Below are 20,680 nucleotides of genomic sequence, written 5' to 3'. Positions count from 1 at the left end.
CGCGAGCGGCGAGCGAATCCCAGGCAGCTACCCGGCCCCCGAGCCCCCGGTCTGGTCCAGATCCGGGACCGGTGCACACGCACCGGAAGGCTCGGGGGCCGTTGTGCGCTTCGCGCCCGTGAGTACTTATTAACCGCCGGCGGTTAACAAGTACTCACGGCATCGCGGGCACGGGTTCGACCCACTCCAGCCGCCCCGCTCGAGGACCGTGCGCACCTCGTCCGCGACCTCACACGAGCGTTGCGTCACCTCCTCCCATCCGTACACCAGCGTCGCCTTCCCCGCGAGTTCCGCCGCGTTGCCGCGACGCCGGTCGCGCAGAGCCACCGACCGCGACGAGTGGTACCGCAGCCCGTCCAAACGCACGAGGAGCGGAACCCCGCTGTCCGAGTAGTCCACGTCCTCGTACAGGGTCTTCCCGTCGACGAGCACAGGCGACTGTCGCCGGGCGGCCGGCAGTCCGTGGGCGAGTTCGACGTCGACGGCGTACCGGTGTTCCAGCATCGACTGGACGCCGCTGGAGACGAACGTCAGCGCGTCGGTCAGCGCCCTGCGGTATCTGCGTGGCGGACGCTGCTCGATCCGGCGAAGGAGCGTGTGGACCGACGCACTGCTGCCGGTGACCGCCGCGACGAGGACCCGCGCCGCTCCCCGCGCCGACGGCTCCTCGACAGCCAGGTCGACGACGGTGTCGGCCAGGGACGTTCGTGGCAGGAGCGTCGGAACGAGGATGTGGGCGTGCGCCCGGGACCGGTGCACCAAGACCCCGGGGTGGAGAAGATCACCCTCGCGCGGAACCATACGGTCGGATCGCCGTCCGACCTTGCGATACGTCGGTCCCTGGGGTTCCGCGGACAGTCCGTAGGGGACGGTGACGTGAATCGGCCCCTCGGGGTCGACGGGCACCAGCGACCACTCCTCGGCCGCTGTCCGGTGGCTGAGAATCGCGCGGGGACCACCGAACAGCAGCGCCGCCCACAGCATCATCGGCCGGTCGAGGGGACCGTTGGTGACGGCGTAGACGCCGTGCAGGACCGCCGACCACTGGCCGGACTCCACCATGTGCTGAATCTGCCGGGTCGAGATCCCCAGCCCGCGCAATTGGCGGGCCGTGACGAGGCCGTGCTGGTGGTCGAGGACTGTTTGGAACTCGGGCTTGAAGTCGATCGTCGCAGGTGTCATGGACGCGACGGTGCGCACGCAGGCCGACAGGAAACGCCCGAAAAGGGCCGATTTCAACTCGCCTGTGGATGAACGGCATGTTGTGGATAACCCGCCCCGTGAGTACTTGTTAACCGCCCGCGGTTAATAAGTACTCACGGGGCGCTAGCCAATATAGCGGGACAACCGCGCGGAGAGGTGAGGGCGCAGTTCCCCGTCCGCGATGATGCGTTCCTCGACGTACGCGAGGTCGCCGCCCTCGACGATGCCGTAGAGACGCTTGGCGCCGCCGACGAGAACACCGGAGGTGCTGCGGATCACGACGTCGGTCGCGAGTTCCCACGACGACTGGGTGAGGGCGCGGCCGTAGAACAGTTCGACGATGCCGGAGCTGTGGGCGAGGAGAAGTTCGACGACTTCCTCGTTGGTGCTGCCGGGTATGCCGTCTCCGCTGATCCGCCAGAAGCCGGTCTCGTGAAGGTCGGGGCGCACGTACTCGCCGTCGGTGTCCAGAACCCAGGTCTGGGATTTCCACTCGAGGTAGTTGCCACCGTTGTGGGAGACGATGATCTGCTGCCCGAAGTGGTAGTCGCCGGTGTCGGGGTCGTGGCCTTCCCCTTCACCGCGCCAGACACCCACGAGCGGCAGTACCGCGAGGAGTTCGTTGTTCAGATCCGGGCCGAGCCGCAGATTTGCGGTGTCCTCGGGCAGCGGAAGGTCCGGAAGCTGCGGGATGTTCCGCGACGCCGTCGTCTTGGAACGCTCGATGGCGTCCGCGACGGCTGCGTCACCGCTACCACGACGCACGGTGGGGGAGTCCCCAGCGGGCGCACTCGTAGTCGGGTGCTCGGAAGGCGGATCTGCGCCTGCGTCCGGAGTTTGACTCACGACTCGTCGGTGACCAGGCGGTAGATCGTGTAGAGGGAGAACCACGTGATCAACACGGCGGCAAGGACAAGAAGTACCTCGAAGAAGATAACCACGGTGACATCCTAAACCGAACCCGTCGAACGGTCGAAACGGGAGGCGGCTTACGGTCACTGCGGCTACGGTTTCTCGAAGGCGACCACCCGGTCGGTTCCGGATATCCTCATGCCGTCGTCTCGTCTCCCGCTCCTCCCGGAGGTCCCATGCTTCGATCCAGCCCTGCCCTCCCCGGCCTGGCGCGAGCCGCGATCACCGCGACGGTGCTGCTGCTCACCGTGTCCGCGTTCGGCGCTCCCGGTCTGGCCGTCGCGGCCCCGGACTCCGGCAGCGCAGGCTCGGGAAGCGCCGGTTCGGGGAGCGACGACACCGACCGCGTCGATCCGAACAACTACGCCGCCGACTGCCCCGACGTGATGATCGTCGCGGTGTCCGGCGCCACCGACTCGACGGCCGACCGCAACCCTCTGGCAGACGAGAACCGCCAGCTGTGGTCGAACTGGGTGGGCAACGTGACGGTGCCGACCGGCGAGGCGAACAAGGACGAGCCCGGGACGGTGGGGTGGATGTACGTTCCCTACCCGTCCACGTACGGTCTCGGTTTGCTGCAACCCGTTCCGACATACCAGGATTCGATGGCCGCCGGTGTGGCGTCGACGAACAGGATCCTCGACGAGAACAAGGCGAAGTGCGGCGAGGACACGAAGTACGTGCTTCTCGGATACAGCGTCGGCGCGGAGGTCGTCGAACGGGTGGCGCGCGAACTCGGCCACCGCGACAGCAATGCTCTGGTTACCGCCGACGACATCGCCGGTGTCGCGTTGATCGGTGACCCGTACCGTCCGGCGGGCACCCCGTCATTGGGCGAACCGGGCCCTCCCGGAGGCGGATTCATGTCTTCCGAGCCGGCCGACTACGGCGCCCTCGAAGGCAAGATCACCTACGCGTGCCGCCCCTACGACATCGCGTGCGACGCGCCGCAGGAGATCGCCGTCCTCGAGCTGGCCCTCGGGGTGCTGGGACAGCTGCACTTCACCCTGCTGAACCCCGGCCAGACCGTCTCCGACTTCGCGAACGCGGTGACGAGCATGGCGGCGCGGTCGATCGTGCACATCGTCACCCACGACGACTGGTTCGCCTCCGACGAGTCCTTCCTCGACGTCCTGCGCAAGGTGGCCGACCGGACCTACGACCCCGACGGGCCGGACCGGAACACGCAGGTGTCCCAGCAGCAGATGGTCGAGGCGCTGAACTGGGCGATGGGCCCCGGTTCCGAGGTCGTGAAGGCGAAGCTCGCGGCAGAGGGTCCCGGGTTCGTCGAGGACAACCGGGACATCTTCGAGCTCGTGATCAAGCCGTACATCTTCCTGGGCTTCATCCAGCACCTGTTCTATTGGAACAACAACCCGAACGACCCCTGGTACTGGGAGAGCGAGAAGATCGTCGACTGGATCACCGCGCTCGCGCAGAAGCAGTAGGCGCTCCGCGCTCGTGCGCCTTTCTGGTAGCTGGGGCAACCAAAAAGGCGCACGGGTGGCGGAGCCGCACACGCAGGAAGGCCCCGCTCCGAATGCCGGAGCGGGGCCTTCTGCGTTGGTGCCGGGTCTTACTCGCCGACCGTGACGTCGACGTTGTGCACGCCTGCGCTGGTCGGGCTCACCGTGGCGGTGCCGTTGCCGGAGCTGGACAGTGCACGCACGGTCCAGTCGCCGGGAGCGGCGAAGAAGCGGAAGTCTCCGGTGCCCGAGGCGACGACCTCGGCGGTGAACTCTCCGCCGCCGTCGAGGAGACGCACGAACGCTCCACCGATCGGCTGGCCGTCAGCGGCGAGAACGCGGCCGGTGATGACCGTTTCCTTCTCGACGTCGACGCCCGCGGGCAGGGTCTGGGTCTGTACAGGTGCTCCACACATGGCTCAGTGAACCTCCAACTCGATGGGTGCGCCGACGAGTGAGCCGTATTCGACCCAGCTGCCGTCGTAGTTCTTGACATCGGACTTGCCGAGGATTTCCTTGAGCACGAACCAGGTGTGGCTGGAGCGCTCGCCGATACGGCAGTACGCGATGGTGGGCTTCGACTCGTCGTAGCCCTTCTCCGAGTACAGCTTCTCCAGGTCGTCGTCCGACTTGAAGGTGCCGTCCTCGTTTGCGGTGGTGCTCCACGGGATGTTGATGGCCGTGGGGACGTGTCCACGCTGCTGCGCCTGCTCCTGCGGCAGGTGCGCGGGGGCGAGGATCTTGCCGGAGAACTCGTCGGGCGAACGCACGTCGACGAGGTTCTTGTTGCCGATGGCGTCGATGACCTCGTCGCGGAACGCGCGGATCGTCAGGTCGGGTGCGTCGGCCTTGTACTGGGTGGCCGGGCGGGACACGGTCTCCTTGGAGAGGGGGCGTCCGTCGAGCTCCCACTTCTTGCGGCCGCCGTCGATCAGCTTGACGTCCTGGTGGCCGTACAGCTTGAAGTACCAGTACGCGTATGCCGCGAACCAGTTGTTGTTGCCACCGTAGAGAACGATGGTGTCGTCGTTGGCGACACCCTTGGCCGACAGGAGGTCGGAGAACTGCTGCTGGTTCAGGAAGTCACGACGGACCCCGTCCTGCAGGTCCTTCCGCCAGTCGAGGCGGATGGCGCCTTCGATGTGGCCGCCGTCGTATGCGCTGGTGTCCTCATCCACCTCGACGAAAACGGTCTTGGGGGCATTGAGGTTCTGCTCAGCCCAGTCGGCGGAGACTAGGACATCGGAGCGAGCCATGGTGTTCCTTTCGATGTGTTCTTACTTGTGTCGGGTGGATCGTGCGGTGGTTCTGCGTGTGAAACTTTCAGGCCGCGGGCCTCAGGCGTGCGACGAGTGGGTAGATCTGGCAGCCGAGGCAGAACCCGAATGCGGCGTTGAGGAACGCCGCGAACAGGGCGAATGCGGTGGCCACGGCGCCGACGAGGCCGGAGCCGGCGAGGAAGCCGACGGTACCGACGGCGGCGAAGACGAATCCGACGAGCTGCGCGAACCGCAGCGGTGCGGCGGGTTCGCGTTCGCTCACCGGAGCGAGTCGCGGCGCGACGAGGGTGCCGAAGATCCGGCCGTACGGGCTGCGCCGCGGCCCGGTGGCTGCGCCCGCCGCGAAGACGACCGCCTGCAGTGCCAGCAGAATTCCTGCTGCGACCAGCGAGAACGTCGACACGACGAGGACGGCGACGAGGACTGCGGTGGTGACCCAGGCGGCGAACCGGGGGCCACGAACGTCGACCTGCTCGACCTCGAGTGTTGTGGACATGAGAAGTGCTCCTGCGGTGAGTCCTGAATGCTTGCCTGGCGCCGAGCAACGACGGACGACGTCGTCATCGGGTTCGATCACGTGCGCGGAGTCCGCGGTGTCAGCAGAAAGCGACAGCCCTGGTGATCAGCAACAGGTACAGCAACAAGCCCCGAGGCGGCACAGGTCTACCGTGCGGCGTCGGGTGAGCATGAGCTCGTGGCTGGATTGCACGACGACGAGTTTACCCGGTTCTTCAGGAATTTGAAGCCGGGGGCCGGGCGAGGGGTTCGAGCGCCGCCCTCAGGTCGGCCGCCGCGGGCACCCCGGACACCCGGAAGCGTTGCTGCAGGTCGGCGTCGAGAATGAACGTCGTCGGCAACGACAGAACGCCGAGTTCCTTGGCGAGAGCGGGATACTCGTCGATGTCGACTTCCACCTCGACCGGAGGTTCCGGCTCGCCGGCGAGGTCCGCGACGACGTGTCCGACGACCCTCCGCACCGCTGCGCACGGCCCGCACCAGTCGGCCGAGAAGTGGAGAACGGTGGCCTGTCGGGGGAGCCCCGGACCCACGCCCGCCGCCTCGAGGAGCGTGCGTCGCTCGTCGGTCACGACCGCGGTCGTCTCACCGGTGGTCCGGACCTTCCCTTGACGGCGCTGCCAGACGAGCCCGAACGCGAGGGCCGCGAACAGTGCGATCACTAACAGTGTGATTCCGGTCATCGGCTCTGCAGTTCGTTCAGGTCGATCGTGACGTTGTCGCCGACGCCCTCGATGACGATCTGCGAGCCCTCCGCGTACACCTCCGTCGGCTGGACACCGAACGGCAGTTCCTGGGGGTCGATCGTCCGGGTGAAGAGGCCGAGGATCGCGGGGGCGAGGGGCTCGGGGATGGTGAAGTCGGCGTGGCCCTCGGGCCCGAAGTAGAAGTCGCTGGCGACGATCTTCACCTGACCGCCGTCGAGGACGAGGTCGGCCTGCACGCTGACGGCGGTTTCGAGCGGGCCGACGGGCACGGTGCCGGTGAGGACGACGCCGCCCGCGGTCGTCATGCCGGAGCCGCCGGAGCCGCCGGTCCCGTCCGACTTGCTGGCCGGCGGGGCAGAAACCTGCAGGTCGGGGATGTCGAGGAAGCGGCCGAGGTCGGTGGCGTCGATGAGCATGCGGCCGGAGAGGTGGTCGACCGGAAGGCTCTTCACGGAGCCGTTGACGAGGTCGGACAGCGGCGCGGACACGCCCAGGAGGGTGGACTCGATCGTCACCTCACCGACCACGTCGCTCTGTACTCCCTGCGCGCGGATCTCGATGTTCTCGTACTTTCCGTCCCACGCCTGGGTGAGGAACGGGAAGCCGTGCACCGTCACCTCGGGATCCGCGGTGAGGGACGCGCCCGCCCGCAGTTCCCGCGACACCCGGTACTCCGCGTAGGCCGCCGAGCCGAAGTCGACGACGAGACCGAGTGCCACGAGGAAGACGATTCCGATGATGAGTTTCCGCACGGCCCCATTGTGACGGACACGGTGCCGGTGCAACCTCCGCGCCGGTTGCCGGGGTTCGGTGCGACGGACCTTGACGGCGGCGCGCTACTCTGTCACCGACAAAAGTGTCGATACCTTCAGTGTCGATCTACCTGGACCGGCGGACGAACGATCCGTCGGCCGGCCGGGTACGACGGCGACGAGATGGGAGGCTGTGTGGAGCTACTGCTTCTTACCTCCGACCCGAACCCCGAGGCAGTGCTGCCTGCCCTCGCCCTGCTGGCGCATTCGGTGCGGCCTGCCCCGACGGAGGTGTCCTCTCTCCTGGAAGCGAGCTCCGCCGACATCGCCCTGGTGGATGCGCGCACCGATCTCGCGGCGGCCCGCGGCCTCTGCCGGCTGCTGGGCAGCACGGGTTCCGCGGTTCCCGTGGTGGCGGTGCTCACCGAGGGTGGCCTGGTGGCGGTCAATTCCGACTGGGGCCTCGACGACATCCTGCTCCCGGGCACCGGACCGGCCGAGGTGGACGCCCGCCTCCGCCTGCTTGTCGGACGCGCCGGCGGCGTCGCCAGCCCGGAGGCGTCGGGCAAGATCACGCTCGGCGAACTGGTCATCGACGAGGGCACGTACACGGCCCGGCTGCGTGGCCGACCCCTCGACCTCACCTACAAGGAGTTCGAACTCCTCAAGTACCTGGCGCAGCACGCGGGTCGCGTCTTCACGCGCGCGCAGTTGCTGCAGGAGGTGTGGGGATACGACTTCTTCGGTGGTACCCGCACGGTCGACGTCCACGTGCGTCGTCTGCGCGCCAAGCTGGGCAGCGAGTACGAATCCTTGATCGGTACAGTCCGCAACGTCGGGTACAAGGCCGTGCGTCCCACCCGCAGCAAGTCGGGTGCGCCAGTGCCGCCGGTCGACGATCTCGACGCCGAAGATGCAGATTTCGAATCCGCGGAAGGACCTGTGATCCAGTGAGCGCTTCGGTGCAGTCCTGGACCGATCGACTCGACGGCAAGCAGGCCGCGGACGTGTCCGCACTGCTCGACCGCGCGACCGCAGCGGACGGAACCGCGCCCGTGTCGGAACAGGGCGTGCACGCCGTGTCCGGCGCCGGCGGCGACGGTGTCCGTCATCTCGTGGAGACCGACGCCGATCGGATCGTCGGGTACGCGCAGTTGCAGCCGGGTCACGGTGAACACCCGGCGATGGCCGAACTCGCGGTCGATCCCGAGGCACGCGGCCGGGGGGTCGGTAGCCGGCTGGTTACCGAGGTCCTGTCCGAGGGTGGCCCGGACACCCGGGTGTGGGCGCACGGCAACCTGCCTGCCGCGCAGGCGGTGGCGCACCGCCTCGGGTTGAGCGGTGCACGCGAACTTCTGCAGCTCCGGCGTCCGCTCGACGGCGCGGATCTTCCGGAAATCGTTGTGCCGGAGGATATTTCGCTTCGCGTGTACCGGGGGGTCGAGGACGACCCGGAGGTGCTGCGGGTCAATGCCGCCGCCTTCGCCTGGCATCCCGAGCAGGGGTCGTGGACCGAACGGGAAATGGCCGAACGTCGCGCGGAGGCCTGGTTCGATCCGGCAGGACTGTTCATGGCGTTCGCCACGTCCGACGAGAAGCGGCTGCTCGGATTCCACTGGACCAAGGTGCACCCGCAGCAGGGCGACGAGCCGGCCATCGGTGAGGTCTACGTGGTGGCCATCGGGCCCGACGCCCAGGGGCGTGGTCTCGGCCGGTTGCTCACACTCGCCGGACTGCACTACCTGCGTGACCGCGGGCTCGGTGCGGTGCTGCTCTACGTCGAGGGCGACAACGCGTCGGCGTTGCACACCTACGAGCGGCTCGGGTTCGAGCGGTTCCACACCGACGTCGCGTACGCGCGAGCCTGAGGCTGTCGCGTACGCGCGAGCCTGGGGCGCTCCTCTACTTCGGCACCCGTCGTTCGTCTCGGAAATATGGGCAAATGCGCGGTCTGTTCACTTTCCGTTCACCGATCGTGGTCCAACTGGACATTAGCTACCCCTAGGTTTCTCCGTGGGCAGCGCCGTGCTGCCTGGTGCAGGATCCTCCCGGTCCGCGCCTCATGTCGCCGCCCGATCGAGGGCGAGACGGTATTTCCGGAGGACTAGGTGAATCTCAAGCGCAGTGGCGCCCTGCTCGGTGCAGTGGCCCTGGGTGCCATGACCTTGGCCGCGTGTGGCAGCGACAACAACACCGCGTCGAGCGGCGTCGACGCCGCTGCCTCGAACGCGACGTGCGAGGGCAAGGCCAACCTCTCCTCCGCCGGTTCCTCGGCGCAGAAGAACGCCATGGACCAGTTCGTCTCCACCTACATCTCCGTGTGCCAGGAGAAGGGCAAGACCGTCAACCTGGCGTACAACCCCAGCGGTTCCGGTGACGGACGCACCCAGTTCATCGCCGGCCAGATCGACTTCGCCGGTTCCGACTCGGCGATCAAGGCCGAGCAGGCGGAGCAGGCCAAGGCTCGCTGCGTCGGTGGCGAGGCGTGGAACCTTCCCCTCGTCTTCGGACCCGTCGCCGTGGCCTACAACCTCGACGGCGTCCAGGACCTGGTGCTGAACGGTGAAGTGACCGCCAAGATCTTCAACGGCACCATCAAGAAGTGGAACGACCCGGCCATCGCCGCCCTCAACCCGGGCGCCACCCTGCCGGACCAGGACATCACCGCGATCATCCGCTCGGACTCCTCGGGAACCACCGACAACTTCCAGCAGTACCTCACGGCCGCCTCCAACGGCGCCTGGACCACCGGTGCCGGCTCCGACTTCACCGGTGGCATCGGTGAGGGCGCCAAGGGTTCGGCCGGCGTCGCGCAGGCAGTGGCCTCCGCCCCCGGCTCGATCACCTACGTCGAGAAGTCGTACGCAGACCAGAACAAGCTGTCGGCAGCGCAGATCGACACCGGATCGGGCCCGGTCGCCCTGTCCGACGAGTCCGCGGCGAAGGCGATCGAGGGTGCGCAGTTCAAGGGTGCGGGCGAGGGCGATCTGACCCTCGACCTCGCCTCGATCTTCGGCACCAAGGAAGCCGGCGCGTACCCGCTGGTGCTCGCCACCTACGAGATCGTGTGCTCGAAGGGCTACGACGCCGACACCTCCGCGGCGGTCAAGTCGTTCCTGACCAGCGCCGCCAACGAGGGCCAGGACAACCTGGCCACACAGGGCTACGTGCCGCTGCCCGACTCCATGAAGGAGAAGCTGAACGCGTCGGTCGCCGCAATCGGCTGATTCACACGGTAAGTCGTTCGGACCCGCCCATGACTCGATATTCTGACGATGAAAGATTGGGAGCGCAGATGAGTGAAGCGCACACCGAATCAGCACCTCGCGCCTCCGGCTCCGCTACAGGCGGGGCCGGGGTGGGCGGTCCGAACGGCACTCCGGAGGCCGAGTTGAGTTCCACCAAGGCCGAAACCCCGACCCCGACCGGTACACCTCGCGGCAAAGCCGTCGCGAGGCCGGGAGACCGGATCTTCAAGTCCCTCGCGACCACGTCGGCGATCTTCATCTCCATCCTCATCGCCGCGATCGGCATCTTCCTCGTCTGGCGTGCCGTTCCCGCGCTGAGCCGGAACCAGGTCAACTTCCTCACCAGCCGCGAATGGGTCACCCAGAACATCAACGCCATGGCGTTCGGTGTGCTCGACCTCTTCCAGGTGACGGTCCTGGTGTCGCTGTTCGCGCTCGTGCTCGCGATGCCGGTTGCCCTGGGTATCGCGATCTTCCTCACCGAATACTCGCCGACCTGGCTCAAGCGTCCGCTGGCCTACGTCATCGACCTGCTGGCCGCGGTGCCGTCGATCGTCTACGGCCTGTGGGGTCTGCTGGTGTTCGCACCGGCGATCAGGCCGCTTGCGATGTGGCTCAACGAGACTCTGGGCTGGTTCCCGCTGTTCGCGACGGGCAGCGGTTCGATCACCGGCGGCGGCACCATCTTCACGGCCGGCATCGTCCTCGCCGTCATGATCCTCCCCGTCATCACCGCCGTGACCCGCGAAGTGTTCGTCCAGACACCGACGTCTCACATCGAGGCGGCGCTCGCCCTGGGCGCCACCCGGTGGGAAGTGGTGCGTACCACGATCATTCCCTTCGGCAAGTCCGGCTACATCAGCGGATCGATGCTCGGCCTCGGTCGCGCGCTCGGTGAGACCATGGCGCTGTACCTGATCCTGCGCACCACGTCGCAGCCCTTCGGATGGTCGCTGTTCGACGGCGGCGCCACCATCGCGTCCAAGATCGCCCTCGGCTACGCGGAGTTCAACAACAACATCCAGGCCGGCGCGTACATCGCCGCAGGTCTGGTGCTCTTCGTACTCACGTTCGTCGTGAACGCCGCGGCCCGCGCCGTGATCGCAGGAAAGAAGGACTGACCATGACCGCGACACTCGACAAGCCGGTCAAGGCGCCCACCTTCCGGGGTGTCGGTACCCGGCGGCGCATCACCGATATCACCGCCACCGTTCTCGTGACGCTGGCAGTGCTCGTCGCCCTGGTCCCGCTGGTGTGGGTCCTGGTCACCGCCGTCGTCAAGGGTATTCCCGCCCTGACGTCGGCCACCTGGTTCACCCACTCGCTCAGCGGACTCACGTCGTCGGCCGAGGGCGGCGGTATCTACCACGCGCTGATCGGCACGATCCTGCAGGGACTCGTCTGCGCGGTGCTGTCCATTCCGCTCGGACTGTTCGTCGCGATCTACCTCGTCGAGTACGCCGACCGGAAGTCGCGGCTGGCGAAGTTGACCACGTTCATGGTCGACATCCTCAGCGGTGTCCCGTCGATCGTGGCCGCCCTGTTCATCTACGCTCTGTGGATCGCGACGTTCGGTTTCCCGAAGTCCGGGTTCGCGGTGGCGCTCGCCCTGGTCCTGCTGATGGTGCCCGTCGTCGTCCGCAGCACCGAGGAGATGCTCCGCATCGTGCCGCAGGACCTGCGCGAGGCGTCGTACGCGCTGGGTGTTCCGAAGTGGAAGACGATCGCCAAGATCGTGCTGCCCACCGCGCTGCCGGGCATCATCACCGGCATCATGCTGGCGCTGGCCCGTGTGATGGGTGAGACCGCTCCGCTGCTGATCCTGGTGGGGTACGCACCGTTCATCAACTTCAACCTGTTCGGTGGCGAGATGGGCACCCTCCCCGGCGTCATGGTCGCCGAGATGAACAACCCGACCGATGCCGGTACCAACCGCATCTGGGGTGCGGCGCTGACGCTGATCCTCCTCATCGCGGTCCTCAACATCGCGGCCAAGGTCGTCGGCCACTTCTCACAGGTCCGCAGCAAGTGACACATACACTCGATTTCGAACATCAATCAGTAGGGAGCCGGTAATGGCCAAGCGTCTGGATCTCAAGGACGTCAACATCTACTACGGCAAGTTCCACGCCGTCGCCGATGTCGGGCTGTCGGTCCCCCCGCGGAACGTGACCGCGTTCATCGGTCCGTCCGGTTGCGGCAAGTCGACCGTGCTGCGTTCGCTGAACCGCATGCACGAGGTGACTCCCGGTGCGCGCGTGGAGGGTTCGATCCTCCTCGACGGTGAGGACATCTACGGTTCCGGCATCGACCCGGTCGGCGTCCGCAAGACGATCGGCATGGTGTTCCAGCGTCCCAACCCGTTCCCCACGATGTCCATCAAGGACAACGTGGTGGCCGGCCTCAAGCTGCAGGGCGAGCGCAGCAAGAAGCGTCTCGACGAGGTGGCGGAGCGGTCGCTGCGCGGCGCGAACCTGTGGAACGAGGTCAAGGACCGTCTCGACAAGCCGGGTGGCGGACTCTCCGGCGGTCAGCAGCAGCGTCTGTGCATCGCCCGGGCCATCGCCGTCTCGCCCGACGTCCTGCTGATGGACGAGCCCTGCTCTGCGCTCGATCCCATCTCGACGCTCGCGATCGAGGACCTCATCACGGAGTTGAAGAAGGACTTCACCATCGTGATCGTCACCCACAACATGCAGCAGGCGGCGCGGGTGAGTGACCAGACCGCGTTCTTCAACCTCGAGGCCACCGGTAAGCCGGGACGTCTCGTCGAGATCGACGACACGGAGAAGATCTTCTCCAACCCGACGCAGAAGGCCACCGAGGACTACATCTCGGGCCGCTTCGGATAACCCACACCACACGAGAACGCCCCGGCCTGATCTTCGGCCGGGGCGTTCTCATTGGTATGGACAACTCCCGGTGAACGAACGGGACGCTCGTACGGTCTGACCGTACGAGCGTCCCGTTCGCGCGAAAAGTGTTGGGGAAGTTTACTGTTCCGGGTAGGACGTGAGGTTGTCGGCGTCTTTCACGGCGGTCTCGGTCTCGTCGGGCAGCTTGCCCGTGACCAGGAAGATCACCCGGCGGCCCACCTCGACGGCGTGGTCGGCGAAACGCTCGTAGAAGCGGCCGAGCAGGGTGACGTCGACGGCGGCGGCCACGCCGTGCTTCCACTCGCGGTCCATGAGCACGGTGAACAGGTGCCGGTGGAGGTCGTCCATCGCCTCGTCCTCTTCGCGCAGGCGCGCGGCACGCTCGGGGTCGCGCGTCTCGAGAACCTCGCGGGCTGCGGCGCCGATGGAGACCGCGATGCGCCCCATCTCGGCGAAGTAGCCGTTGACCTCTTCGGGGAGCACGTGGTTGGGATGTCGGCGGCGCGCGATCTTGGCGACGTGGAGCGCCAGGGCACCCATCCGGTCGATGTCGGCGACGATCTGGATTCCGCTGACGACGGAGCGGAGGTCGCCGGCGACCGGTGCCTGCAGGGCGAGGAGGGCGAAGGCCCGCTCCTCGCAGATGGTGCTGAGCTCGGTGATCTTGTCGTGCTCGCCGATGACCTGCTCGGCGAGCGAGAGATCTGCCTGGAGCAGCGACTGGGTGGCTCGCTCCATGGCGACCCCCGCAAGCCCCGCCATCTCACCGAGCAGGTCGGCAAGCTCGGTCATTTGTTCGTTGTAAGCCACGCGCATGAGGTCACAGCCTACGGTGCACGGGAAACCAAGTCACGATCACACGGTGAACGCAGGGTGAACGACGCCGCTGATCGGGACGTCAATCGCAGGACGTGTCGCCCGCGTTCACAACGGCCAGGTCCGCGGGGATTTCCGCGTCCTCCGGCTGGCCGATTCGCACGTCCGCCATGCTGAGCGGGGTGTCGATCGGGCTCGGTGTCTGCACGGTTCCGGTGAAGCTCGAACCGATCGCGACCTCGACGACGGTGCCGAGTCCGGTGGTCGATTCGAGGACCGCACCCGGGAACGACGACGCGAGGGTCGCCGCCTCGGCCTCGTGGCCCGGCGAGAACCGGATGACGGTTTCGCTGCTGGTCCCCGTGTAGTTGCCGACGTTGTAGATCTGGAAGCCCTCGGCGGCCAGGGAGTCGGCGACGGTCGCGGCCAGTCCCGACTCACCCGACGCATTCGACACCTGCACGGTCACGCTGGACGGGTCGACGGCCTGGACCGTCTGCGGGGTGGGCGCGGCCTGCGGTTCGGGGGCGGACGAGGGCAGCGGTTCCGCCCGCTTCTCGCCGGGCAGTGCCTCGTCGTCGATGATGGCGCGGAAGATGGCCTTGATGTCGTCGGTGCGCGGAATCTCGTTGCCCCACTCGGTGGTGCCCGCAGTGGGGACCGTCAGGAACGTGACCGCGCCCGCGTCCACGTTCTGCAGTGAGCGACCGAGCGTGACCAGTGACTTCGTGTCGATGTTCTCCACGAACGTGTCGCGGGTGAACGCGTTGATGAAGCCGTTCAGTTTGCTGGGATTGAGCAGCACCTGACTGGACAGGGCGCCCCGCAGCAGGGCGGAGAGGAATCTCTGCTGCCGGTTGATGCGGCCGTAGTCGCCGTTGCCCTCCGCCTCGACGTGTCTGGCGCGGACGAAGTTCAGTGCGGTCTTGCCGTCGAGCATCTGGGTGCCGGGCTGCGGCAGAACGGTGCCGAGAACGTCGTCCTCGAGCGGCTGGGTGGTACAAACCTTGACCCCGCCGATCTCGTTGACCATCGACTCGAAGCCGGCGAAGTCCATGCCGACGAAGTGGCCGATCTTCAGCCCCGACATCTTCTGGATCACCTTCACCAGGCACTTCGGTCCGCCGAGTGCGTAGGTGGCGTTGAGTTTGTCGCCGTCGGCGGCGGGGAAGGTCTCTCCGGTGTAGGTGCCGCTGTCGTTGTCCCAGCCCTGGCAGACGGGCCGTTCGACGTCGAGGTCGCGGGGGAACGACACCGCGACCACCCGGCTCCGGTCGGCGGGGATGTTGACGAGCATCACCGTGTCGGCGCGGGAGCCCTCGGCGTCGTCGATGGTTCCGGCGCCCACCTCGCCGCTCGCGCCGGCGCGGGTATCGGTGCCGACGATGAGATACGTCTCGTCACCGGTCTGCCCGACGGCGTCGACGATGTCGGTCGACTCGGTGTCGAGTGCCGCGATCTGGTCGAACTTGCCCTCGGTGGAGCGGAGGTAGCCCCAGACGATGCCGGTGCCGGCGAGTGCGACCACCGCCACGAGCGCGACGACGGCGCGTCCCACTGCACGGAGACGCTTGCGTTTGCGGGTCTTGTTGAGAGCCAGGCGCGTGGTGCCCGGGTTGCCGACCACCTGCGGTACCGCGGTGGTCTCGGCGGAATCCGCGACCCATTCGAGTTCGGGCGGGGTCTGCGGCGGCTCCGGCGGCGGGGCTGCCGGAGGGGTCTTACGTGGCGGAACCCCGGGAGGCGGCGGTTGCCGCTCGTCGATCGGGGGAAGGGTCTCCGTTTTCTCCGGATCGTGGGGCTCGTTCGATTCGTTCTCGGCGACCTTCTCGTCCTCGGCGACCTTCTTCACCAGGTCGGCGACGGAGAGCCCTTCGGTGGGCCCGCCGGCGGCCCGGCGGCCGATCCGGCCGCTGTCGTGGCGGGACGGTTCGGTGCGTTCCACCGGCGCACGGCGCTCGGGGGACGCGGTCCGTTCGGGAGGGCGCTGTTCGGGAGGGCGCTGCTCGGGAGGGCGCTGTTCGGGAGGCGACTGAAGGGGCGGGAGTCGCCGCGGCCGCCCCGACTGGGATTCCCGGTAGCTGGGATCCGCTAGAGGACGCTCCCAGGGGGCGCGGGATTCGGGAGTCGGTGAGTCCGCACTGTGATCATCACCCACCGATGCAACCTGACCTCTCCGCCGACTCGGACCTCCGTCGGCCCCGACGGATTCCAGCCATAGTACTTATCGAACGTCGGGGCCCCCCACAAGTCCCGAGGGGACGCGCGTTCGTGCCGCTAACCACCGGAATGCATGAGGTCGGCGCCGGCGGGCACCAGGCAGTCGTCGGGGTCGTCGAGCCACCCCTCGGGGAGTGCGACCGTGCCGGGTGATCCCTGCCGCCCGCGCGGACCCTCGGCGTCCTTGGGGAACGGGATGGTCGGATCGAGTTGGGCGAGGAGGTCGTCGAGTTCGGTGAGTTTGCTCACGAGGGCCATCGCGACCCGCAGTTCGGACCCGGCGGGGAAGCCCCGCAGGTACCAGGACACGTGCTTGCGCAGTTCACGCAGGCCCTTGTCCTCGCCGTGGTGATCGGCGAGAAGTTCCGCGTGCCTGCGGATGATCGTGGCCACCTCGCCGAGGTTGGGCGGAGTGGGCTGCGGGTTTCCGTTCAGTGCCGCGCTCAGCTCCGCGAACAACCACGGCCTGCCGAGGCACCCGCGTCCGACGACGACGCCGTCGCACCCGGTCTGCTCCATCATGCGGGCCGCGTCCTCGGCCGCGAAGATGTCGCCGTTCCCGAGGACGGGCACGTCGGTGACGTGCTCCTTGAGCCGGGCGATCTCGTTCCAGTCGGCCGTGCCGGAGTACCGCTGCGACGCGGTCCGCGCGTGCAGCGCGACGGCGGCGGCACCCTCGCCTGCGGCGATCCGGCCTGCGTCGAGATGCGTGTGATGCTCGGCGTCGATGCCGACGCGGAACTTGACGGTCACCGGGACGTCGGTGCCCTCGGTGGCCTTCACGGCCGCCGCGACGATCCGGCCGAACAGGGTGCGCTTGTACGGCAGCGCCGCACCGCCGCCCTTGCGGGTCACCTTGGGGACGGGGCAGCCGAAATTCATGTCGATGTGATCGGCGATGTTCTCGTCCACGATCATCTTGGCCGCGGCGTACGTGGTGTCCGGGTCGACGGTGTACAGCTGCAGCGACCGTGGCGTCTCGGTCGGGCCGAATGTCGTCATGTGCAGGGTCGCGGGCTGCCGCTCGACGAGCGCCCGCGCGGTCACCATCTCGCAGACGTACAGGCCGGACGTGCTGCCCGCGCGTTCCGTCTCGAGCTCACGGCACAGTGTGCGGAAGGCGACGTTGGTGATCCCGGCCATGGGGGCCAGAACCACCGGACTGCGCAGCTCGAGCGATCCGATACGAAGGGATGACATTGACGACCTCTGGGAAAGTGCTGGAAAAAACTGTGCCCGGTACCGAATCCGGTACCGGGCACAGGATAACTGTTTACGTCAGGAAGCCTTCTGCTCGCGCTTCTTGGCCTCGCGGGCCAGCATGCGGTCGCGCTGCTCCTCGAACTTGGTGGCCTGGCTCTCGAGGTTCTCGAGGAACTTGCCGAGGCTCTCGCGGATCTCTTCGCCGCGGGCGGTGAAATCGTTCCGCTCGAAGATGCTCCACTTGCGCAGGACGGGCATCACGACCTCTTCGAGGTGCTGACGCAGGTCGTAGATGCCGTGCTTGGCCATGAGGACACCGTTGCGCCGGAAGTTCGGCATACCGGCACCCGGCATCTGGAAGTTCTGGACGATCATGTTGACGGCCTCGAGCGCCTGGTCGGGCGCGAGGTCGAGGGCCGCACCGCACATGTTGCGGTAGAAGATCATGTGCAGGTTCTCGTCGGCCGCGATGCGCTGCAGCATCTTGTCGGCGATCGGGTCCTTGCATGCCTTACCGGTGTTGCGGTGGCTCACGCGGGTGGCGAGTTCCTGGAACGTGACGTATGCGACGGAGTGGAGGAAGCCTGCGTCGACGTCGGCGGGGGATGCGAAGCCGTTCGTCATGTGCTCCATGCGGAAGCGCTCGAGCTGGACGGGGTCGACGGCGCGGGTCACGACGAGGTAATCGCGCATCACGATCCCGTGACGGTTCTCCTCGGCGGTCCAGCGACCGACCCACGTTCCCCACGCGCCGTCCTGCGAGAAGTTCTCGGCGATCTCGCGGTGGTACGACGGCAGGTTGTCCTCGGTGAGGAGGTTCGTGATCATCGCGGCCTTGGCGACCTCGTCGAGCTGCGACTGCTCGGGGTCCCAATCGCTGCCGCCCATCGCGGCGAAGTTGCGGCCTTCGTCCCACGGAACATAGTCGTGGGGATGCCATTCCTTGGCCATGGAGAGGTGGCGGTTGACGTTCTCTTCTGCAACCGGCGACAACTCCTGCAGCAGTTCGAGTTGGGTCAGGTCCCTCGCCATGTGTAATGCCTCCAGTAGCTCAAATTTGACTTTGTTCAGCCTACGGCACCGTAAGTAGGTTGGTAAACGCCGTCGGCGGCCCGGGAACCGTCGAAGTTACCGATCCGTAATGGACCTTCCGGGATGTGTCGCCGCCACGCGGCGAACCGTTACATGACAGTGTACTGATGAGGTTGCGTGTGCGGTGACCAGCGTAATCATCCCAGGGAGAGATCATCACAGCGACGCGCGGGCAGTTGTGGACGATCGCAGATTTGTGGGTCTCCACAGATTCCCCGCCCCAACTCGAGCCGTGTCGGCGGTTGCGCTGGGGACGGTTCGTCCGGCTCCGAGTCTCCTGGGAATTCGATCCACCCCAGGTGTGAATATCGCCACCCCCGGACTTCCGGCATCGGTGGATCCCGTATGTCCGTTATGCCTGTTGCGGTCGGTCGGGGTGCTGCCGACAATCGTCACATGGGCAACAACATGAGCCGCCTCGAAGAGATCGCCGCCGAATTGCCCGAAGCCGTACGGGTGGACATCGAGCAGTGGGACGGGCACCCGACGTTCCGGGTGCGGGGCAAGAACTTCGTGTTCAGTGACGTGAACGCCACCCGGTTGACGGTGAAGCTCACCGTCGACGAGGCGGAAGCGGTGGTCGCGACGGAACCGGGGGCGGAGCCCGCGGGATACGGTCTCGGGAGACACGGCTGGATCGCAGTGGACGTCGCGGACGCGGATGGGCCCCGGTGGGAACAGTTGCGTGAGTGGATCAGGACGTCGTACACGCTCGTCGCGCCGAAGCGACTGGCCAAGCAGGTGCTGGACGAAGAACCGTTGCCGACGCAGGGAGACCAGTCATGACAACCGACAACAGCGCACCCACCGCCACGCCGGCGAAGTCAGGACTGCCGTCGTGGGCCAAGAAGGCCATCGGGATCGCCGTCCTTCTGGTGGTACTGGTCGTCGCGTATTTCATCCTCGCGGCGTACCTCCCGCGGGCGTGGGCGCAGAACGTGGGCGGAATGGCGGACGGCAGCTTCGGCGGCGGCATCCTGTGGGGACTGCTGTTCGGCACCCTGTGCACCCTGCTGCCCCTGCTGCTGTTCCGCGGGGCATGGCGACTGTTCCGCAAGCGCCGGTTCAAGCCCGTGCAGATCGTATTCCTGATCCTCGGAGTCCTTGTGGTGCTGCCCAATCTGCTGACGCTCAGTGTGGTGCTCGGCGGCAACAGCGCGGCGCACGCCGGTGAACGGATCATGGACGTCGACGCGCCCGGCTTCCGCGGTGCGTCGCTCGCCGGCGCGATCATCGGGGTGGTGCTGTTCCTCGGAGTCGCCGGAGTCAGCTTCACGTACCGCAAGCGCGGTGAGGATCTCGCCGAGATGCGCAGGGACACGAAAGCGAAAGACGGGCAGGTCGGCGGCGACGGGCCGTCACCCGCCACGCCCTGAGGATTCACCATACGAGCACGGGTTTGATCACCGCACCCGCGGCCTGATCGGCGACGGCGAGGTTGATGTCCTCGAACCGGTACTCGGCGACGAGGCGGTCGAACGGAATCTCCCCTCGGCGTGCAGCGCCAGCAACTGCGGAATGAACTGCTGCACCGACGAATCGCCCTCGACGCAGCCGCGGAGTGTCTTGCCGTTCAGCATCAGGTCCTGAACGTTCACCGCCACTTCGGGTGCGCCCAGTCCGACGACCACGGCGCTGCCTCGCGCCCGCAGCGACGACGCGCGGGTTCCGGATCCGCCGCGAAAAGCGTTGCGATGCACACGGATCGGGAGGAGAGACCCGCACTTCGGCATTGGTCGCAGTCACCGCAGTGGCGGTAGCTGAGAATCACGTGGTCGCCGGGCGTGACCTGCATTGCTGTTCCCCGGGTTCCGCGCGGGGGGCTGGGACACGGCCGGGACCTCAGTCCCGTTCGAGCAGGAAGTAGTAGTGCCTGCCGCCGTCGAGGACCAGCGCGGACTTGCCGTTCATGATGCCCATGAGCGTCGAGTCGTCCACCTTCTTGAAGTGATCGAAGATGGGAGCGCCGTCGTACACCATGGTCGCGGTGACCTCGTCCCGGAACTCGATGTTCCACAGACTGGCCTCGCCGTTGCCACCCTCGACGTCGGAATAGAGGTTGCCGTCCGCGTCACGGCAGATCAACGGCTTCGCGTCCTCGAGGGAGTGGAACGTCTTTCCGTGCCAGCGGCTCGCGACCAGCTTGTCGTGCAGGCGGTGGCCGGTGGCGAAGTCGTCGCCCTTCCAGCTGCCGAGGATGTCCTCTGCCCGCACGGTGTCGAGTGCCGCCCACACGGCGTCGAGTTCGTCGGAGGAGACGCCGGTGTCGCGCCGTCGAAGCTCGTGGAACGTGCTGCGGGCCTGATCGATGTCCATGGTCGTACCTCGGGTCTCGTGTGGAGGTGCAGATGGAAGAGTTTCCGAACCAAGTTGTTCGTCAACGCGCACG

22 protein-coding genes are annotated in these 20,680 nt (G+C 67.0%); 9 read left to right on the top strand and 13 right to left on the bottom strand.

Going from position 1 to position 20,680, the window contains the following annotated elements:
- Positions 1–129: 129 nt before the first annotated feature.
- Positions 130–1,239, bottom strand: coding sequence for a type IV toxin-antitoxin system AbiEi family antitoxin domain-containing protein (locus CA951_RS15660; protein ID WP_087557693.1), 1,110 nt, complete (start codon positions 1,237–1,239; stop codon positions 130–132).
- Between the two features lie 87 nt (positions 1,240–1,326).
- The gene (locus CA951_RS15655) at positions 1,327–2,049 is read right to left on the bottom strand and encodes an FABP family protein (RefSeq protein ID WP_373413831.1); all 723 of its coding nucleotides are present in this window, start codon (positions 2,047–2,049) and stop codon (positions 1,327–1,329) included.
- Positions 2,050–2,291: 242 nt separating this feature from the next.
- On the opposite strand from CA951_RS15655, the gene CA951_RS15645 reads away from it, so the two are divergent.
- On the top strand, positions 2,292–3,563 hold the full coding sequence (locus CA951_RS15645; RefSeq protein WP_087557691.1) for a cutinase family protein: 1,272 nt from the start codon (positions 2,292–2,294) through the stop codon (positions 3,561–3,563).
- A 128-nt stretch (positions 3,564–3,691) separates the two neighbouring features.
- On the opposite strand, the gene CA951_RS15640 is transcribed toward CA951_RS15645, so the two are convergent.
- From CA951_RS15640 to CA951_RS15620, 5 genes are all read right to left on the bottom strand, one after another.
- A complete protein-coding gene (locus tag CA951_RS15640) occupies positions 3,692–3,997 on the bottom strand; it encodes a DUF1416 domain-containing protein (protein ID WP_072943045.1) in 306 nt (101 codons plus the stop codon).
- Positions 3,998–4,000: 3 nt separating this feature from the next.
- Entirely contained in the window at positions 4,001–4,837 is an 837-nt protein-coding gene (locus tag CA951_RS15635; protein WP_087557690.1) for a sulfurtransferase, read from the bottom strand.
- Between the two features lie 67 nt (positions 4,838–4,904).
- Complete coding sequence (locus CA951_RS15630) at positions 4,905–5,357, bottom strand: DUF4395 domain-containing protein (RefSeq protein ID WP_087557689.1); 453 nt, start codon at positions 5,355–5,357, stop codon at positions 4,905–4,907.
- A gap of 235 nt (positions 5,358–5,592) precedes the next feature.
- A complete protein-coding gene (locus CA951_RS15625; protein ID WP_087557688.1) occupies positions 5,593–6,060 on the bottom strand; it encodes a thioredoxin family protein in 468 nt (155 codons plus the stop codon).
- Positions 6,057–6,836, bottom strand: a complete 780-nt coding sequence (locus CA951_RS15620) for an LmeA family phospholipid-binding protein (RefSeq protein WP_087557687.1) — start codon at positions 6,834–6,836, stop codon at positions 6,057–6,059. The genes CA951_RS15625 and CA951_RS15620 overlap by 4 nt, the downstream gene beginning before the upstream one ends.
- Before the next feature lie 195 nt (positions 6,837–7,031).
- Between CA951_RS15620 and CA951_RS15615 the strand changes: the two genes are divergently transcribed.
- From CA951_RS15615 to pstB, 6 genes are all read left to right on the top strand, one after another.
- A complete protein-coding gene (locus CA951_RS15615; protein WP_072943049.1) occupies positions 7,032–7,790 on the top strand; it encodes a response regulator transcription factor in 759 nt (252 codons plus the stop codon).
- Positions 7,787–8,704 (top strand): mycothiol synthase, encoded by a 918-nt coding sequence (gene mshD, locus CA951_RS15610; protein ID WP_087557686.1) that lies wholly within the window; start codon positions 7,787–7,789, stop codon positions 8,702–8,704. Before CA951_RS15615 ends, mshD begins: the two co-directional genes overlap by 4 nt.
- Before the next feature lie 240 nt (positions 8,705–8,944).
- The gene (pstS, locus tag CA951_RS15605) at positions 8,945–10,063 is read left to right on the top strand and encodes a phosphate ABC transporter substrate-binding protein PstS (protein ID WP_087557685.1); all 1,119 of its coding nucleotides are present in this window, start codon (positions 8,945–8,947) and stop codon (positions 10,061–10,063) included.
- A 68-nt stretch (positions 10,064–10,131) separates the two neighbouring features.
- A complete protein-coding gene (pstC, locus tag CA951_RS15600; RefSeq protein WP_087557684.1) occupies positions 10,132–11,205 on the top strand; it encodes a phosphate ABC transporter permease subunit PstC in 1,074 nt (357 codons plus the stop codon).
- 2 nt (positions 11,206–11,207) lie between these two features.
- The gene (gene pstA, locus CA951_RS15595) at positions 11,208–12,116 is read left to right on the top strand and encodes a phosphate ABC transporter permease PstA (protein ID WP_087557683.1); all 909 of its coding nucleotides are present in this window, start codon (positions 11,208–11,210) and stop codon (positions 12,114–12,116) included.
- A gap of 43 nt (positions 12,117–12,159) precedes the next feature.
- Entirely contained in the window at positions 12,160–12,936 is a 777-nt protein-coding gene (gene pstB, locus CA951_RS15590; RefSeq protein ID WP_015888703.1) for a phosphate ABC transporter ATP-binding protein PstB, read from the top strand.
- Positions 12,937–13,077: 141 nt separating this feature from the next.
- Here pstB and phoU read toward each other — a convergent pair whose 3' ends face one another.
- The 4 genes from phoU to CA951_RS15570 all read right to left on the bottom strand — a co-directional run bounded on the left by phoU (position 13,078) and on the right by CA951_RS15570 (position 18,231).
- Positions 13,078–13,776 carry a phosphate signaling complex protein PhoU gene (gene phoU, locus CA951_RS15585; RefSeq protein ID WP_087557682.1) on the bottom strand — a complete coding sequence of 233 codons (699 nt, stop codon included), beginning with the start codon at positions 13,774–13,776 and terminating at the stop codon, positions 13,078–13,080.
- A gap of 82 nt (positions 13,777–13,858) precedes the next feature.
- A complete protein-coding gene (locus CA951_RS15580) occupies positions 13,859–15,934 on the bottom strand; it encodes an LCP family protein (protein ID WP_087557681.1) in 2,076 nt (691 codons plus the stop codon).
- 119 nt (positions 15,935–16,053) lie between these two features.
- The gene (gene dusB, locus CA951_RS15575; protein ID WP_087557680.1) at positions 16,054–17,196 is read right to left on the bottom strand and encodes a tRNA dihydrouridine synthase DusB; all 1,143 of its coding nucleotides are present in this window, start codon (positions 17,194–17,196) and stop codon (positions 16,054–16,056) included.
- Between the two features lie 78 nt (positions 17,197–17,274).
- Positions 17,275–18,231 (bottom strand): acyl-ACP desaturase, encoded by a 957-nt coding sequence (locus CA951_RS15570; RefSeq protein WP_087557679.1) that lies wholly within the window; start codon positions 18,229–18,231, stop codon positions 17,275–17,277.
- A 405-nt stretch (positions 18,232–18,636) separates the two neighbouring features.
- Between CA951_RS15570 and CA951_RS15565 the strand changes: the two genes are divergently transcribed.
- Both CA951_RS15565 and CA951_RS15560 read left to right on the top strand, forming a co-directional pair.
- Positions 18,637–19,077, top strand: coding sequence for an MmcQ/YjbR family DNA-binding protein (locus CA951_RS15565; RefSeq protein WP_087557678.1), 441 nt, complete (start codon positions 18,637–18,639; stop codon positions 19,075–19,077).
- Positions 19,074–19,667, top strand: coding sequence for a hypothetical protein (locus CA951_RS15560; RefSeq protein ID WP_087557677.1), 594 nt, complete (start codon positions 19,074–19,076; stop codon positions 19,665–19,667). The genes CA951_RS15565 and CA951_RS15560 overlap by 4 nt, the downstream gene beginning before the upstream one ends.
- Positions 19,668–19,694: 27 nt before the next feature.
- On the opposite strand, the gene CA951_RS15555 is transcribed toward CA951_RS15560, so the two are convergent.
- Positions 19,695–19,991 (bottom strand): hypothetical protein, encoded by a 297-nt coding sequence (locus CA951_RS15555; protein ID WP_256973752.1) that lies wholly within the window; start codon positions 19,989–19,991, stop codon positions 19,695–19,697.
- A 142-nt stretch (positions 19,992–20,133) separates the two neighbouring features.
- A complete protein-coding gene (locus tag CA951_RS15550; RefSeq protein WP_087557676.1) occupies positions 20,134–20,607 on the bottom strand; it encodes a DUF4334 domain-containing protein in 474 nt (157 codons plus the stop codon).
- Between the last annotated feature and the right edge of the window lie 73 nt (positions 20,608–20,680).

Source organism: Rhodococcus sp. NCIMB 12038, assembly GCF_002165735.1.
GTDB lineage: Bacteria > Actinomycetota > Actinomycetes > Mycobacteriales > Mycobacteriaceae > Rhodococcus_F.
This window is presented reverse-complemented; position numbering and strand designations above follow the sequence as displayed.